We start from the raw sequence: 15,994 nt of genomic DNA, 5'->3' as shown, positions 1-15,994 counted from the left end.
GCGATTTATTCCTGTTTGCGCAGCCTGAGGAGAGCGGCCGCGTAGGGCTCAAAATCTATTTGATTGGCGCTATTGATCGTGGCAATCCACTCCGCCGGGAAGGCGGCTATGCCGCGTAAGGCTCCGCAGATCGCCGTTGCCATGGCGCCAATGGTATCGGTATCTCCACCCAGATTGGCGGCCAGGATCGCACAACGTTGCGGATCGGTGTCTGCCAGTTCAACCAGCGCCAATGCCATTGGGATCGACTCGATAGTGTCCATCCCGGCACCGACGGTATGGTAAAGCTCCGCCAATGCTTCGCTATCCGGCAGATGGCCCAGGTTAGCGGTGAACTCCAGCGCCCAAACCAGACGGCGACTGAGCGAAGGGCTGAAGGTGGTGATATGTTGCTGTTGCACCTGCTCCACATGTGCGGGCAGTTCTTGCTTGATGGTGGCCCAATCCGCGCCTTCGACAGCCCGGCTTACGGCCCAGGCAATGGCAAAAGCGCCAGCCACGGCGATATCCGACTTGTGGGTCGGGCTGCAAGACAGCCTTACCGCTGTGATAAAGGCTGGTAAATCGCTACTTGGCAGCAGGCAACCTAACGGAGCGACACGCATGGCCGCTCCATTGGTCACGCCGTTAGCGGCGATCTCTGCCACCGGCGTACCGGCGCGGAACGCCAACAGCGCGGCTTTGGAGCTGGGGCCGAGGATATTTTTCTCAAAGGCTCCGATCCGTTCTGCCCACAGCATGATGTGGTGAGCAATACGTTCTGGCTCGACCCGGCCCTCTGCGGCCAACAGCGCATCCATCAAGGCCACTGCCTGCTGGGTGTCATCCGTGTATTCCCCGGCGATAAAGCCGTTTGCTGCGATATTTTCTGCCGGGCCAGGCAGGAAGTGGGTGATCCAACCAAAATAATCACTAACCTGTTGTAATGGCCACAGTTCTGACGGCATCCCCATCGCATCGCCCACGGCTTGCCCATAGAGCGTCCCTAGTATGGCGTGGTGAGGATTTTTTATATTTTTCATTTATATGGGTGTTCCCTGGTGTTGGTGCTAACCGATGTAAAACATCAGTGTTGCTAATGTTAGTCGTAAAATGGATCCAATTAAAGTCCAATAGTCGAAAAATGTGACTCCAATCTAAGTCCAATGCAAGCGTGCATGGTGTAATTACCCTGAATGTGACAAATATGGTAAAAACGAGGCGGTTGAGGAATGCGAACAAATCAGAGGTGGGTCCGATGAATGATTTTATTGCCTGGCTGCGTCAGCAGCTTTCACAGGCAGCGGCGGCACCACGTTACATCCAACTGGCGAATTCCCTGGAAATTGCCATCAAGCAGCGTGTGCTGGGCGTCGGCGATTTTTTACCGCCGGAACGCGTGTTGGCTGAAGCATTGGATTTGTCACGCGTTACGGTCAGTAAGGCGATGAGGTTGCTGGAGGAACAAGCGCTGGTCTCACGCCAACAGGGCATTGGTACTCGAGTGGCCATGCACATCGGTTATTCCCTCAATCAGGATAGCGGCTTTACCGCGCAGGTTTTGCGCAGTGGCAGCAGCGTCAGCAACCAATGGCTGTTGCGTTCCTGCATAAAGGCACCCAGTGAGGTAGCCAAGGCGCTGGAGTTGGCAAGCGACAGTATCGTGGTCAAGCTACGCCGCCTGCGGTTGATGGATGGCAATCCGGTATCGTTGGAGACCACCTATATCCCGACCCGTTTTTTGCCCGATCCCGAAGAGCTGGAACACTCGCTGTATGCACTATGGAAGTCGCGAGGGATTGTGCCAGAGGGCAGGCATTTTTTATTGAAAGCGGTTGCCAGCAATGATGAAAACGCCAGCTTGCTCAATGTGCAAAGCGGCACGCCGCTGTTACGCATTGTCCAGATCAGCCGCAACGTTCAGGGCGAAGTGCTGGAGTTCAGCGAAACGCTGTGCCGCAGCGATGTGTACGAGTTTGAGGTCAAAAGCTGAGTAATCTGAGAAATAACCATGCTCTTTTGGCGGCGAGTGCGTATAATCGCCGCCCGGCGATAAATTAACCTGCACAAGAGCACCCGAATGAGCACTACCAGCCTGATCCAACCCGAACGTGAATTGTTCTCCTATGAGCCTTATTGGGCCGAATGTTTTGGCCCCGCGCCGTTTTTACCGATGTCGCGTGAGGAGATGGACCAATTAGGCTGGGATAGCTGCGATGTGATTGTGATCAGCGGGGATGCTTACGTCGATCACCCAAGCTTTGGCATGGCGATTGTGGGCCGCATGCTGGAGGCTCAGGGCTTCCGCGTGGGGATCATTGCCCAGCCGGACTGGAGCAACAAAGAAGACTTTATGCGTTTGGGCAAACCGAACCTGTTCTTTGGTGTGACCGCCGGCAATATGGATTCGATGATCAACCGCTATACCGCCGATCGTAAGCTGCGTCATGACGATGCCTACACCGCCGGTAACGTGGGTGGCAAACGCCCGGATCGCGCGACCCTGGTCTATAGCCAACGCTGTAGAGAAGCCTATAAAGATGTTCCGGTCATCCTGGGCGGTATCGAAGCCAGCCTGCGCCGTATTGCCCATTACGATTACTGGTCGGATACCGTGCGCCGTTCGGTGCTGGTGGATTCCAAGGCCGATATGCTGATCTACGGCAACGGCGAACGCCCGCTGGTGGAGTTGGCGCATCGCCTGGCGGCGGGTGAAAAAATTCAGGACATCCACGATATCCGTAACACCGCCGTGATGCGTAAAGGGGCCATGCCGGGCTGGAGCGGGGTGGATTCTACTCGCCTGGACAAACCGGGCCGCATCGAGCCAATCCCTAATCCTTACGGTGAAGATTTGCCCTGTGCCGATGGCAGCACGCCAGAGCCAGAGGCAAAACCCGTCACCGTGCGTGCCGCCAAACCCAAACCGTGGGAAAAAACCTATGTGTTGCTGCCTTCCTTTGAGAAGGTAAAGGCGGACAAGGTGCTGTATGCCCATACTTCGCGCATCCTGCACCATGAAACCAACCCTGGCTGCGCCCGTGCGTTAATGCAAAAACACGGCGACCGCTACGTGTGGATCAACCCACCGGCGATCCCGCTCACCACGCCGGAAATGGACAGCGTGTTTGCCCTGCCGTACCAGCGTGTGCCGCACCCATCCTATGGCGAAGAGCGTATCCCGGCCTACGATATGATCCGCTTCTCGGTGAACATTATGCGTGGCTGCTACGGCGGCTGTTCGTTCTGTTCAATCACCGAGCATGAAGGGCGCATTATCCAGAGCCGTTCGGAAGACTCGATCGTGCGTGAAATCGAAGAGATCCGCGACAAGGTGCCGGGCTTTACCGGGGTGATCTCCGATCTGGGTGGTCCAACGGCCAACATGTATATGTTGCGCTGTACCAACCCGCGTGCCGAGCAAACCTGCCGTCGCGCCTCCTGTGTGTATCCGGAAATCTGTACCTATATGGATACCAACCATGAGCCGACCATCAAACTTTACCGCCGCGCCCGTGAGCTGGAAGGGATCAAGAAGATCCTGATCGCCTCCGGGGTGCGTTACGATCTGGCGGTTGAAGATCCGCGCTATATCAAGGAACTGGCGACCCATCACGTGGGCGGCTATCTGAAGATCGCGCCGGAGCATACCGAAACCGGGCCATTGTCCAAGATGATGAAGCCGGGGATGGGCAGCTACGATCGCTTCAAGCAGCTGTTCGATCAGTATTCCAAACAGGCAGGTAAAGAGCAGTATCTGATCCCTTATTTCATCTCCTCGCATCCGGGCACCCGTGATGAGGACATGGTGAATCTGGCTCTGTGGCTGAAGAAAAACCGTTTCCGTCTCGATCAGGTACAGAACTTCTACCCGTCGCCAATGGCGAACTCCACCACCATGTATTACAGCGGTAAGAACCCGTTGGGTAAGGTGGGGTATAAGAGCGAAGACGTGTTTATTCCGAAGGGCGATCGCCAGCGCCGCCTGCATAAGGCATTGTTGCGCTATCACGATCCGCTCAACTGGCCGCTGATCCGCACCGCGTTGGAAGAGATGGGGATGAAGCACCTGATTGGTGGCCGTCGCGAATGCCTGGTGCCAGCACCGAGCATTGACGAGCAGCGCGAGGCCAAGCGCTTACAGCGGCATACCCGCCCGGCGTTGACCAAGCACACGGACATTACCCGCCAGCGCACGCCGTCCAACAAGCCACCGCGCAAGCCTATCCGCAACGGTAAGGCCTGATAGAGCAGGGAGCCCAAGTGGCTCCCTTTCTTTTATCCCCTCTAGGGGATATTCCATAAATTATCCCTTGGTGAGGATATTATTTTGTTATCCCTTTCAGGAAAGACGCTATGGAGCTAGCTATTGCCAGGCTACAAACTGTTATACGCCGCCTCGACCTTCAGCATATAGCGCGGTGCCTGCGGTGAGGGATGGTACTGGCGCACATGCCAGTGAAAGGCCTCGGGTGACAGGTTGTTGATCATTCTGATGGCTTTTTTGCGATCGCTGGAGAAGGTACGTAGCAAGGCTCCTGCGCCGTTGGCATAGGCCACTTCAGTGGCATAGCGGCGGGTCACCGGATCGTCAATCCACTTCAGTTGCTGCTGTTGCAGCGCACCGATATAGGCTGCCCCCAGATCGATATTGGTTTCTGGATCCAACAGATCGTCATCATCCGGGCAGCCGCGTTTGCCTTTAAAGCGGTAGGCATCACAACCGGCGGTATTCGCCTTGAGCTGCATCAGGCCGATGGCGTTGGAAGGGCTGACAGCCTTGGGGTTAAAGCCGGACTCTACCTGAATAATGGCGGCGATCAGCTTTTCATCGACATCATACTCGTCGGCCGCGTCTTCGATTTCATCGTCATAGGCGTGAGGATCGTGGCTAGTACGCTGGTGCTTACTGGAACAGCCCGCCAGCACCAACAGCATTAACACTATGGTCAGGCGCGGCAAAGATGAGAAAGAGAAGGTCATGAAACTCCAAGCTGCTGTGATCGGATCGCTGCGCCATATCATAGCGCCAGTGACCGATAAGATCTTGGGTTAAAAGCCAATTAACGCGAGAGGCTGCCAACAATAAAGCAACGGGGCCGACAGTGCGACCCCGTGATGTTTACAGAGAGTCTGGATCCGGCCCCAGGCGGTTACCGATATCCAGCTTGGTGATTTCGCCCAGTTCGTCCTTATCCAGTTTGAAATCAAACACCTCAAAGTTTTCACGAATGCGCGCGGGCGTAACCGATTTCGGGATCACGATCAGGCCGCTGTCCAGATGCCAGCGCACGACGATCTGTGCCGGCGTCTTGTTGTACTTCTCCGCCAGCTTCTTGATCAGAGGTTGATCAAAGACGCCTTCACCCCCTTGCGCCAATGGGCTCCAGGATTCGGTGGCGATGTGATGAGTCGCGTTCCAGGCGCGCAGCTGGCGCTGTTGCAGCAGCGGGTGCAGTTCGATCTGGTTGATCACCGGCGCGACGCTGGTTTCATCCAGCAGGCGTTGCAGGTGTGGCGTGTGGAAGTTACAGACGCCGATGCTTTTCACCAGCCCTTGCTCACGCAGTTTGATCAAGCCGCGCCAGGCTTCGACATACCGATCCTGTGCCGGTTTCGGCCAGTGGATCAGGTAGAGATCGACGTAATCCAGCTTCAGCTTTTTCAGGCTGGTTTCCAGTGCTGCCTGCGGATCGCCCTGATCGTCGTTCCACAGCTTGGTGGTGATAAACAGCTCTTCACGTGGGATCGCGGTGGCTTGCAGCGCGGCACCCACCCCTTCCTCGTTTTTGTAAATCGCGGCGGTATCGATGGAGCGATAGCCGACTTCCAGCGCCTTGGTGACGGCCTGCGTAGTTTCTTCAATGCTGGCTTGCCATACGCCGAGTCCCAACTGCGGCATCAGATTACCATCGTGGAGTTTGATGATGGGTTGCATGCGCTATCTCCTTATGACTGCTTTCAGGCCAAAGCCTGCTTACATGAATTTTAGTTCGCCACCTCAGCGCTTGCCGAGTTTGCGAGCTCAAGCGTGCATATCCAGTACGATACGATAACGGGCCTTGCCCGCTTCAAGATGCGCGATGGCATCGTTGACCTTGCTCAATGGGAAATGCTCCACCTGCGGCTCAATGCCATGCCGGGCGCAGAACGCCAGCATATCGGCCAGGCGTGAAGGGGCACCGGTAGGTGAAGCGGAAAGTTCAGCCTGTTTGCTGATAAACGAGAATACCTGAACCGGCACCGGGTCGGGGATCGCCCCAACGAAGTGCAGGCGGCCTTTCGGGGCCAAGGTGCCGATAAAGGCATCCCAATCTAAAGAGGCGCTGGCGGTGACCAGAATAAAGTCGAGCTGATTGGCGATGGCCTGTAATGCGGCGCCGTCATTGCTGGCCACCACGCGGTGTGCACCCAACGAAAGCGCTTCGTCACGTTTGCTGTTGGACGAGGTAAAGGCGGTGACTTCACAGCCCCAGGCATGCATAAAGCGGATCGCCATGTGGCCCAGGCCGCCGATACCGACCACGCCAACGCGCTGTGTCGGGCGGACATCGTACTGCAATAGCGGGTTGAACACCGTGATCCCGCCGCAGAACAGCGGCCCGGCGCTGGTCACGTCAACGCCTTCCGGCAGTGGGATCGCCCAGGCCCAGTGGCTGCGGATGCGATCGGCAAAACCGCCGTGGCGACCAATGATGGTAGGTTGTACCTCGTTGCACAGATGCTGATCGCCAGACATACAGGGGTGGCAGTGCATACAACTGCCACGATTCCAGCCAACGCCCACCACCTGGCCAATCTTCAGCCCTTTGTTCTGCGCATGGGCACCGAGCTTGGTGACTTTGCCCACCACCTCATGGCCGGGCACGAACGGATAGTGGGTCATGCCCCATTCATTATTGAGCATGGAGAGGTCGGAGTGGCAGACACCACAGTAATCGATAGCAACTTCAATTTCATCGTCGCCTAATGCACCGGCGTCGAAGGTAAAGGGTTCAAGCGGCTGTCCCTGGCCGGGCGCGGCCCAGGCACGAATGCTATTGTCAGATACGGAGCTGGATTGGTTCGCCATAAAATTCTCCCATGAGTTAACGAGACGATGTTATGCGACGCGATCGAAAGCGCGGACAAGGCGCACAACCGTGCCCGATGATCGGTCGGGCACGGTAAGTAGAAACTAAAGCCTAGCAGGAAACTGTGATGTTGCGATGAAATCGTGCGCCAGCAATTAGCGTGCCGCTTGATAAATGCGTTGGCTGACTTCCAGCGTAATGTCCCCATTCTCGCCCAGAGCGGTCATGCCGTGCTGGTGCAACTTGTCGAGCAGCGCAGGGATGGAGCTACCGTCGAGTTGATAATCAGACAGGCGGGTTGGCACGCCCATTTGCTCAAAGAAGGCACGGGTGGCGGCAATCGCGCCGTCGATACGGCTTTCTTCGGAACCCTCACGCAGACCCCAGACGCGATCGGCGTACTGCAGCAGTTTTTCGCGCTTCTGGGCTTTTTTCTCTACCAGCAAGGCAGGCAGGACGACGGCCAGGGTTTGCGCATGATCCAGACCGTGCATGGCGGTCAGCTCATGGCCGAGCATATGCGTTGCCCAGTCTTGCGGCACACCAGCACCGATCAGGCCGTTCAGCGCCATGGTGGCACTCCACATCACGTTGGCACGTACCGCATAGTTTTCCGGTTCGGCCAGCGCACGTGGGCCATCTTCCAGCAGCGTTAACAGCAGGCCTTCGGCAAAGCGATCCTGCACCTTGGCATCGACCGGGTAAGTCAGGTATTGCTCAATGGTGTGGACAAAGGCGTCCACTACGCCGTTGGCGATCTGGCGCGGTGGTAACGAATAAGTCACCACCGGATCGAGCACGGCGAACAGAGGCTGCACCAGCGGAGAGAAGAAGTGCTGTTTGTCGCCGCTGCTCTTACGGGTGATCACCGCGCCGCTGTTGGATTCGGAGCCGGTCGCTGGCAAGGTCAGTACGCAACCCATCGTTACTGCGCTGGCGATCTCGCTGCCCACGGTTTTCAGGATATGCCAAGGATCGCGATCGGCCTGGTAGTCGGCCGCTGCCGCGATGAATTTGGTGCCATCAACCACTGAACCGCCGCCGACCGCCAGCAGGAAGTCGATCTTTTCTGCCCGCACGACTTCCACCGCTTTCATCAGGGTTTCATAGGTCGGGTTAGGCTCGATACCGGAGAACTCCTGCACGTTGCGGCCAGCCAGCGCGGCATAGACCTGATCCAGCACGCCGTTGTTCTTCACGCTACCACCGCCGTAGGTGATCAGAATGCGGGCGTCTGCCGGGATTTGTTTGCCTAATTCGGCAATCTGGCCTTTACCGAACAGGATTTTGGTTGGGGTATGGAGGATGAAGTTTTGCATTATCGTATTCTCTTTTCGGGTCAGGGAAGCGCCAACGGCGCAAAATAACTGGGGTCTATTGTCGGCAACCTGGCACGATCGCACAATGCACATTCCTGTCGGTGTCTTGCCTATTCCTACACTACACTGTAGAAAATGCATGTTTATGGTTATTATCCGTGTCGAATTATTCAGACGACCAGAGGGGCTTGCTGATGGAGAACGTTGAACTACGTAGCCGTATGGCGCGCCAGGCGATGCGCTTTGCCACTGCCAAAGGCTATAGCCCAACGCCCGTACCCATGGTGAAGGTGCTGTATTCCGACGAATATTACCCGCGTCAGCCGGTGATGTATGAGCCAGGCATTGTCATCATCTTTCAGGGTCATAAGGTGGGCTACTGTGGCAGCAAGGTGTTTCAGTACGATCCGCGCAATTACCTGCTGATGACGGTGTCGCTGCCGTTTGAGTGTGAAACCTTTGCCAGCCCGGAACAGCCGCTGGTGGGGCTGGCGGTCAATATCGACACCCAGATGCTTCAGGATCTGCTGATCGATATCGGTGATGGCGATTACCTGATGCAGCCTAGGGGTGAAAGCTGCGGCGTTAACCTCTCGGTGCTTAGCGATGAAATGCTGTGCGCCACAGAACGTCTGTTGGACGTGATGGAGAAACCGTTGGATGCGCGGGTGCTGGGGCCACAAATCGTGCGTGAGCTGCTTTATTACGTGCTGCGTGGCAGCTGCGGTGCTTCGTTGCAGGAGCTGGTTAACCGGCATACCCATTTCAGCCAGATCGCCAAGGCGTTACGGCGGATTGAGAACCAGTATGCCGAGAACCTCAACGTCGAACAGTTGGCGTATGAAGTGAACATGAGCGTGTCGGCGTTTCACCATAACTTTAAGGCGGTGACCAACACCTCGCCGCTGCAATATGTGAAGTCGTATCGTCTGCACAAGGCGCGTTTGCTGATGCTGCATGACGGTCTTAAGGCCAGCACGGCGGCGATCCGCGTGGGCTACGAGAGTGCTTCGCAGTTCAGCCGCGAGTTTAAGCGGCTGTTTGGCATTACGCCGAGCGATGAAATCGCCCGGCTGCGGGACAATAGCGCCATCATGCAGGGTTAGCGCGTCAGGACGATTTTGCCGAACGGACCGCGATCTAGGTGATCGAGCGCCGCGTGTAGCTGATCGAAACGGTAACGCTGGTCGATGACGGGCTTGATGCCGTTGGCGTCGACGGCGCGAACCAGATCTTCCAATGCGCGGCGATGGCCGACGGCAATCCCCTGGATCTGTGGCGACTTCAGCAACAGCAGGCCTGCGGGGATGGCGATCTCCGCGCCTTCCAGCATGCCGATCACGGAAATACGCCCGTGGATCGCCACCGCACGTAGGGAGTTGAGCAGATTGCTGCCACCCACGGTTTCGACAATATGATCGATACCGCGATCCTGCGTCAGCTGATAGATCGACTCCACCCAATCCCCTTGCAGGCGATGAATGCCGTGATCGGCCCCTAACGCCTTGGCACGTAGCAGTTTCTCTTCGCTGCCGGAGGTGATAAAGACCTGCGCTCCGTGGGCTTTGGCAATCTGTAGCGCGAACAGGGCAACACCACCGGTGCCTTGCACCAATACCGATTCACCAGCACGCAAATGGCCGCGTTCTGCTAAGGCGAACCAGGCCGTCAGCCCGGCGCAGGGCAGGGTACTGGCTTGGGCATCGTCTAGTGTGGTAGGTGACGCGCTCAGCCAGCTCTCATCAACCACCACGTATTCCGCCAGCATCCCTTGATAAGTACCGCCTGATGCACGATAAGGCGGAGTGCGGGCATCACCGTCAGGTTTTCCGTCGATCCAGTCTGGGCTAAAGGTAGAGATCACCCGATCCCCAGGGCGAAAACGCGTGCTGCCGCTTCCCACCGCGTCTACCACGCCAGCCATATCCGAGGCAGGGGTAAACGGCAGCGGCAGATCCAACGGCATGGTGCCTTCTATCACCATCTTATCGCGGTAGTTCAGCGCCACGGCGTTCACTTTCACCCGTACCTGATGTGGGCCCGGCTGTGGAATAGCGCTTTCGGTTAATTGCAGATGCTCACGCCCTACGGCGTTCATCGTCCAACGTTGCATGGTATCGGCCATGTGGTGCTCCTGATGGGTTGAAGATATTCACAGATAATAACGTTGATTTAAAATCACCAGTGGCGATAATTTTTCCCAAGATTGTTTCCTAAAAGGCTACAAAAAATGAGCGACCGATTAAGCGGTATCTCGGTATTGGTCAGCGTGGTGGAGGCGGGCAGCTTTGCGCTGGCGGCCAACAGGCTGCATCTTTCCCGTTCGGCGGTGGGTAAAACTATCGCCCGGCTGGAACAACGGCTGGGCGTGCGGTTGTTTCACCGCACCACCCGCAGCCTGAATCTGACTGACGATGGCGCGCTGTTCTATGAGCGTTGTTTACGGGCGTTGGAGGAGGTCCGCGTCGCAGAGAACCTGCTGGAAAGCGGTAAGCGGCAGGTCAGTGGTCGGTTGCGGGTCTCGATGCCGGTGCTGATTGGCCGCCTGTGTATCGCGCCGGTGCTTACCGCGTTGGCGCGTGAGCATCCAGGATTGGAACTCGATCTGTCATTCAGCGATCGGGTGGTGGATGTGGCCGAGGAAGGATTCGATCTGGCGGTGCGTAACGGCCCATTGCCAGACAGTGCCGGGCTGGTGGCTAGAAGGCTAGGGGATAACCGTATGACCCTATGCGCCTCGCCGGATTATCTGGCTCGCTGTGGTGCCCCAGACAGCATTGAGGAACTGCACCAGCACGATGCCATCGCTTATCGCTACGCCGCAATGATACGTAGCTGGTTGATCCCGCAGGCAGACGGAACAATGCGAGAAGTGATGCCTAAACCCCGTTTGTTGATGGACGATCTGCAGGCGATTGCCGACGCGGCGGTGGCTGGGTTTGGCATTGCCTGGCTGCCATGCTGGCTAATCCGTGATGCCTTGCTGGAAGGCCGATTGCAGCAGGTATTGGGGGAGGTACCGGGGAAAGACTTTGAGGTGCATGCCGTCTGGCCGCTTACGCCGCATTTACCCTTGAAAGTGCGGCTGGCGGTGGATGCGCTGGTCAGCCACCTGCCCGCGAGGATGGCGCTATAGCCGCGCCACCCGATTCAGGAAGCGCGTTTTTTACGCCAAACGACCAGCATCACGCCCAGCAGCCCAACGACCAACAGCACCATCGGCAGGATCATCAGCCCGGCCATCACCTGATCTTCGTGGCGTTTCACCAGTGGGATTTGGCTAAAGGCATAGCCTAGCGTGACTACCGAGCCTACCCACAGCAAGCCGCTGAGCCAGTTAAAGATTTGAAAACGGGCGCTATTGAGGCCCGAGATACCGGCCATGGTAGGCAACAGGGTGCGTACAAACGCCAGGAAACGGCCAATCAGCAAAGCGACCAGGCCGTGGCGGTTAAACAGCATGTGCGCACGCTGGTGGTATTGCGCTGGTAGCTGTAGCAACCAGCCTTTCACCACCGAGGTATGGCCAAGCCATCGCCCTTGCAGATAGCTGAGCCAACAACCAAGGCTGGCGGCGACCGTCAGAATAATCAGCGTGGGGATAAAGTTCATCACGCCTTTGGCGATCAAGGCACCGGCCAACAGCAGTAAGCTATCTCCGGGCAGGAAGGAAGCGGGCAACAAACCGTTTTCCAAAAACAAGGTGGTAAAAAGGACGGCATAAACCACCCAAATCACGCTGGGATCGGCAAGTGCAGTAAAGTCTTGCGTCCACAGTGCGTGAACAATTTCTCTTAATACATCCATTCTTTATCCTGGGGTGCCTGGGCTGACTTTCTATAGGCTACCGTGCTGTTATAGCCATGCTCACCGGTAAATATAGGCCACACACGGCGGTGAGGCCCTTGAGCACCATATAGTGTACCGCTATTAGCTTAAGCGGACATTAAACAGAGCATAGAAAATGTGGCAAAGGCCGTAAAACTCGGAAAAAGTACAGGCGACCGTCGGTATGACCAAGTAAAAACGCTGTAAAACCTTGTACCTTGCTGTGTGATTTTATCTAGCCCTTACGTAGGGGATGCATGCCTCGCTTGCAGACGTTTTCCCGCAGTCATGGCTGAGCTATTCACACCGTTTGTGGCCTGTTGGGGTAAAAAGCAGCAGTTTGAGTGATGATTTTGTTAGCATTATGGGTGGGCAATGTTATGCCAAAAGACGCGCAAACCCTGATAGTGACTGGGGTTGTATCATTTTTTGCTCGTCGATGCGTAATTCTTCAAATAATAATGATAACTACTATCAATCCCTGATTGGTTTGATATGATCGCACGCTGAATTCTTCCTTCAATGTTGAAATGGGTGGAGGCACAGCGTGAAAACGGCTGGCAAAATGACAAATCAAAGTGCTCAGGGCGCAGGCCGTGGGCAATGGGGCGCATTGGGGCGCAGTGTGATCGCCTCACTGGTATTGGTGGTGGGGTTGGCGGGCAACGCTCAGGCGGCACCGGCCACTGCACCAGCAGTCGCTGAAAGCGTTGCCGCGGCAACGACACCGGCCACACCAACAGCGGTAACCCCAGTGGCGGGTACCCCGGAAAATATCACCCCGGTTAATCCTGAACCGACCATCCAACCGCCTGAAACGCGCGGCATGGACCTTTCCGTCTGGGGCATGTATCAGCACGCCGACATCGTGGTGAAAATCGTGATGATTGGCCTGGTGCTGGCGTCTATTGTCACCTGGACCATTCTGTTTGCCAAAGGCAGCGAGCTGTTTCGTTCCAAGCGCCGTCTGCGCCGTGAGCAGTTGGCGCTGGCCGACGTGCGTTCGCTGGACGATGCCTCCGAACTGGCGCAAGATTTCTCACAAGAGAGCATCACTGCGGTGCTGCTGCAAGACGCGCAGAACGAACTGGAACTGTCGGCGGCCTCTAACGACAATAACGGTATTAAAGAGCGTACCGGTTTCCGTCTGGAACGCCGCGTAGCGGCCTACGGGCGTCAGCTGGGGCGCGGCAATGGCTTCCTGGCTACCATCGGCGCCATTTCACCGTTTGTCGGCCTGTTTGGTACCGTATGGGGCATCATGAACAGCTTTATCGGCATTGCCCATTCGCAAACCACCAACCTGGCGGTCGTTGCCCCGGGGATTGCGGAAGCCTTGCTGGCCACTGCGCTCGGTCTGGTTGCAGCAATCCCTGCGGTAGTGATCTACAACATCTTTGCTCGCGTTATTGGCGGCCACCGTGCTCAGGTGGGCGATGTGGCGGCACAGGTGCTGCTGCTGTTGGGCCGCGATCTGGATCTGGCGGCCTCGGCCGATGCCAAACGTTCGCAGCATGCGCACCAACTGCGGGTGGGGTGAGTTATGGCGATGCGCTTAAATGAAGATCTGGACGACAGCGGCGAACTGCATGAAATCAACGTGACGCCGTTTATCGACGTCATGCTGGTGCTGTTGATCATCTTTATGGTGGCTGCGCCGCTGGCAACGGTAGATATTCGTGTCGATCTGCCTGCTTCTTCCGCTAAACCGCAGCCGCGTCCGGAAAAACCGGTGTTCCTGTCGGTGAAGGCAGACAAGCAGCTGTACGTGGGCGATGAGCCGGTGACGGCGGAACAGCTGACGGCGGTGCTGGATCAACGTACGCAGGCGAATAAAGAAACCACCATCTTTTTCCAGGCGGACAAGACCGTAGATTATGAAACGCTGATGAGCGTGATGGATACGCTACGCAAAGCCGGCTACCTGAAAGTGGGGCTGGTGGGAATGGAAGGTGTGGCCAAGTAACGCTTAACACCGCTGTTAAAAACATCTGAAGGGGCTGTTTAGCCCCTTTGTCTTATCTAGATACCAACCTGAAAATTCCTACGCTACTCAGTGATTGCGCTTCAATAGCCTGAATGGTGCCTGTGGTATTCCGGCATTGAACATTTCTTGCAGAAATTCTGGCATGTTACAATTGATAATGATACTCTTTATCAATTGAGTGTATTCAAGAATAGTATAGAGAATAATTAGTATTAATTGCAAAATTTGGGGGCGTGATGCGGGAAGGGGAAAGCGGTATCGCTGAGCGAAAACTGTTTATGACATTAGCTGTTGGGCTATGTCCCTTGTTTTTGCTTTTCTGTTACTTTAAATTAAACCCAACTGCCCAACTATTTGAACTTGGCGTTGAGATAACTAAAATTCACCCGATAAATATATCCTCTGATAATATTTTATTAAGTTCAGTCTTAGGGTTGTATTGCAAGTTAGCGTTATTTTTTTTGCCTTTTACTTTGTCATTAAATACAGAAGTCATCTAAGGCTTAAGCTTAGTAGTGTCGGTTTGTATTCGATAATAGTCAGATTTTTTCTCTTTTCTATCGTTTACGCTATATATATTTATATGTTTATTTTTTGCTCACTTGATGTATCACATGGAAACAGACTGCTTAAATTCTTATCTTCTAATGATTATTTTCTTTTTGTCTATTACGTGATTACTTTTACTGGGATATATTTATTTACTTCACTTTTCCTATGGTTTTTGGTGAGGTTCCCATCAGAGTACGCAGACCGACGATAAGAGCGCCGGGCTTTATATCAATTTAATAAATCTATGATTTTATTGTTCAGTGTTTCGGCAAGTGACGCGTCAATAAAAGATGACGCAATGCTAATTACCAGGATGGCGGCTATTACTGGTAATACAGACATTGAAAATAAAGAGAGTATTCCAGTCACTATTGCCAAGGCAACACTAGACGCTACCCCACTCAACACCATGCCCTCCACCTCTAACATCAGTGGCTTCCAATTCCCAGATTCGTAGCCCTCTATACTTTTTTCGCGTATTTTCTCAGCCTTAATCACCAGATCTGCGACTTTAAAGAATCGGCCAAAATTACTGAGCTTGTTTGCCATGTCGTTAACATTCGTATATCTCCAGGCATGAATAAGAGCATCTCTGTCTCCTTTGTTGATTTTCATACCAGGAGTTGACATGATTTTATTTAAAGATGCCATTGCATCATTAAAGTCTCTTATTCTCTTTTCTTGGGAATTTTTAATGTTATTGGCAATTTCATCAGCAGCAAGTTGGTAATTTTTACCCAAACGTTTACTGATCCCTTCTGCTGAGCTGGAAACAATGGTAGAAATGTTTAGCAAAAATGCTTTTTCTGCTTTGGCCTTTGCCTCCTTTTGTTTTTTAAGTGCTTCTTTAAATGTGCCTTTATTCATTCCGCCAAATTGAGCAAATCGAGTCATGTATATTTTTTTGGCTAAAGGCATATTTCCTTTGCTCAATGCACTTCTGAGCTCTTTATAATCTTTTCCATTCTTTATATAGGGACAGTTTTTCTGTCCGCAGCGCAGGCAAATATTATTGTCTAATAACTCCTTGGTTTGGTCAGATACTGAGTTATCTCCTGCAGGCCAAACAATCATTAGATCGCCAGAGTCAATACCTGTTGTAGGCCAACCCCAAGCGCCACCGTCCCATGCTAGCCCCGGTTCTGGAGCTACTCCATTATTCCAACTGTAGGGATCGTAGCCAACAATTTCATCAATCATATGAGTTCCTCTTCTTGTTCACAATTAGGTTGAGCTCTGTATATGTGTTTATATAC

General features: G+C 54.5%; 14 protein-coding genes. 6 read left to right on the top strand and 8 right to left on the bottom strand.

The genetic code is table 11. The features are described from left to right. Positions 1-5: 5 nt before the first annotated feature. A complete protein-coding gene (locus tag ACMV5H_RS01115) occupies positions 6-1,022 on the bottom strand; it encodes an ADP-ribosylglycohydrolase family protein (protein WP_414821326.1) in 1,017 nt (338 codons plus the stop codon). A 215-nt stretch (positions 1,023-1,237) separates the two neighbouring features. On the opposite strand from ACMV5H_RS01115, the gene ACMV5H_RS01110 reads away from it, so the two are divergent. Both ACMV5H_RS01110 and ACMV5H_RS01105 read left to right on the top strand, forming a co-directional pair. After that, positions 1,238-1,972, top strand: a complete 735-nt coding sequence (locus ACMV5H_RS01110; RefSeq protein ID WP_021179530.1) for a GntR family transcriptional regulator — start codon at positions 1,238-1,240, stop codon at positions 1,970-1,972. Between the two features lie 87 nt (positions 1,973-2,059). After that, positions 2,060-4,225, top strand: coding sequence for a YgiQ family radical SAM protein (locus ACMV5H_RS01105; RefSeq protein ID WP_021179531.1), 2,166 nt, complete (start codon positions 2,060-2,062; stop codon positions 4,223-4,225). Between the two features lie 131 nt (positions 4,226-4,356). Here ACMV5H_RS01105 and ACMV5H_RS01100 read toward each other — a convergent pair whose 3' ends face one another. From ACMV5H_RS01100 to yqhD, 4 genes are all read right to left on the bottom strand, one after another. Next, a complete protein-coding gene (locus tag ACMV5H_RS01100; RefSeq protein WP_414821325.1) occupies positions 4,357-4,962 on the bottom strand; it encodes a transglycosylase SLT domain-containing protein in 606 nt (201 codons plus the stop codon). 139 nt (positions 4,963-5,101) lie between these two features. After that, positions 5,102-5,917 (bottom strand): 2,5-didehydrogluconate reductase DkgA, encoded by an 816-nt coding sequence (dkgA, locus tag ACMV5H_RS01095; protein WP_021806845.1) that lies wholly within the window; start codon positions 5,915-5,917, stop codon positions 5,102-5,104. A gap of 87 nt (positions 5,918-6,004) precedes the next feature. After that, a complete protein-coding gene (gene ahr / locus ACMV5H_RS01090) occupies positions 6,005-7,051 on the bottom strand; it encodes an NADPH-dependent aldehyde reductase Ahr (protein ID WP_021179534.1) in 1,047 nt (348 codons plus the stop codon). Positions 7,052-7,207: 156 nt separating this feature from the next. After that, positions 7,208-8,371 (bottom strand): alcohol dehydrogenase, encoded by a 1,164-nt coding sequence (gene yqhD, locus ACMV5H_RS01085; RefSeq protein WP_414821324.1) that lies wholly within the window; start codon positions 8,369-8,371, stop codon positions 7,208-7,210. A 221-nt stretch (positions 8,372-8,592) separates the two neighbouring features. On the opposite strand from yqhD, the gene ACMV5H_RS01080 reads away from it, so the two are divergent. Further along, the gene (locus tag ACMV5H_RS01080; protein WP_414821366.1) at positions 8,593-9,477 is read left to right on the top strand and encodes an AraC family transcriptional regulator; all 885 of its coding nucleotides are present in this window, start codon (positions 8,593-8,595) and stop codon (positions 9,475-9,477) included. On the opposite strand, the gene ACMV5H_RS01075 is transcribed toward ACMV5H_RS01080, so the two are convergent. After that, a complete protein-coding gene (locus ACMV5H_RS01075) occupies positions 9,474-10,496 on the bottom strand; it encodes a zinc-dependent alcohol dehydrogenase family protein (RefSeq protein ID WP_021806841.1) in 1,023 nt (340 codons plus the stop codon). The two genes, ACMV5H_RS01080 and ACMV5H_RS01075, sit on opposite strands and share 4 nt — an antisense overlap. 105 nt (positions 10,497-10,601) lie before the next feature. Between ACMV5H_RS01075 and ACMV5H_RS01070 the strand changes: the two genes are divergently transcribed. Beyond that, the gene (locus ACMV5H_RS01070) at positions 10,602-11,507 is read left to right on the top strand and encodes a LysR substrate-binding domain-containing protein (protein ID WP_414821323.1); all 906 of its coding nucleotides are present in this window, start codon (positions 10,602-10,604) and stop codon (positions 11,505-11,507) included. A 14-nt stretch (positions 11,508-11,521) separates the two neighbouring features. On the opposite strand, the gene ACMV5H_RS01065 is transcribed toward ACMV5H_RS01070, so the two are convergent. Then, complete coding sequence (locus ACMV5H_RS01065) at positions 11,522-12,178, bottom strand: DedA family protein (RefSeq protein ID WP_021806837.1); 657 nt, start codon at positions 12,176-12,178, stop codon at positions 11,522-11,524. Between the two features lie 568 nt (positions 12,179-12,746). Here ACMV5H_RS01065 and exbB point away from each other — a divergent pair. Further along, on the top strand, positions 12,747-13,739 hold the full coding sequence (exbB, locus tag ACMV5H_RS01060) for a tol-pal system-associated acyl-CoA thioesterase (protein WP_021806836.1): 993 nt from the start codon (positions 12,747-12,749) through the stop codon (positions 13,737-13,739). A 3-nt stretch (positions 13,740-13,742) separates the two neighbouring features. Beyond that, a complete protein-coding gene (exbD, locus tag ACMV5H_RS01055; protein ID WP_021179543.1) occupies positions 13,743-14,165 on the top strand; it encodes a TonB system transport protein ExbD in 423 nt (140 codons plus the stop codon). An 801-nt stretch (positions 14,166-14,966) separates the two neighbouring features. On the opposite strand, the gene ACMV5H_RS01050 is transcribed toward exbD, so the two are convergent. Next, a complete protein-coding gene (locus tag ACMV5H_RS01050; RefSeq protein ID WP_414821322.1) occupies positions 14,967-15,938 on the bottom strand; it encodes a colicin-like pore-forming protein in 972 nt (323 codons plus the stop codon). Between the last annotated feature and the right edge of the window lie 56 nt (positions 15,939-15,994).

The sequence above is a fragment of the Serratia sp. N21D137 genome, from assembly GCF_047530005.1.
In the GTDB taxonomy this organism is placed as follows: domain Bacteria; phylum Pseudomonadota; class Gammaproteobacteria; order Enterobacterales; family Enterobacteriaceae; genus Chania; species Chania fonticola_B.
Note: the sequence above shows the minus strand (reverse complement) of the source record. Positions and strands in the feature narration are given on the sequence as shown.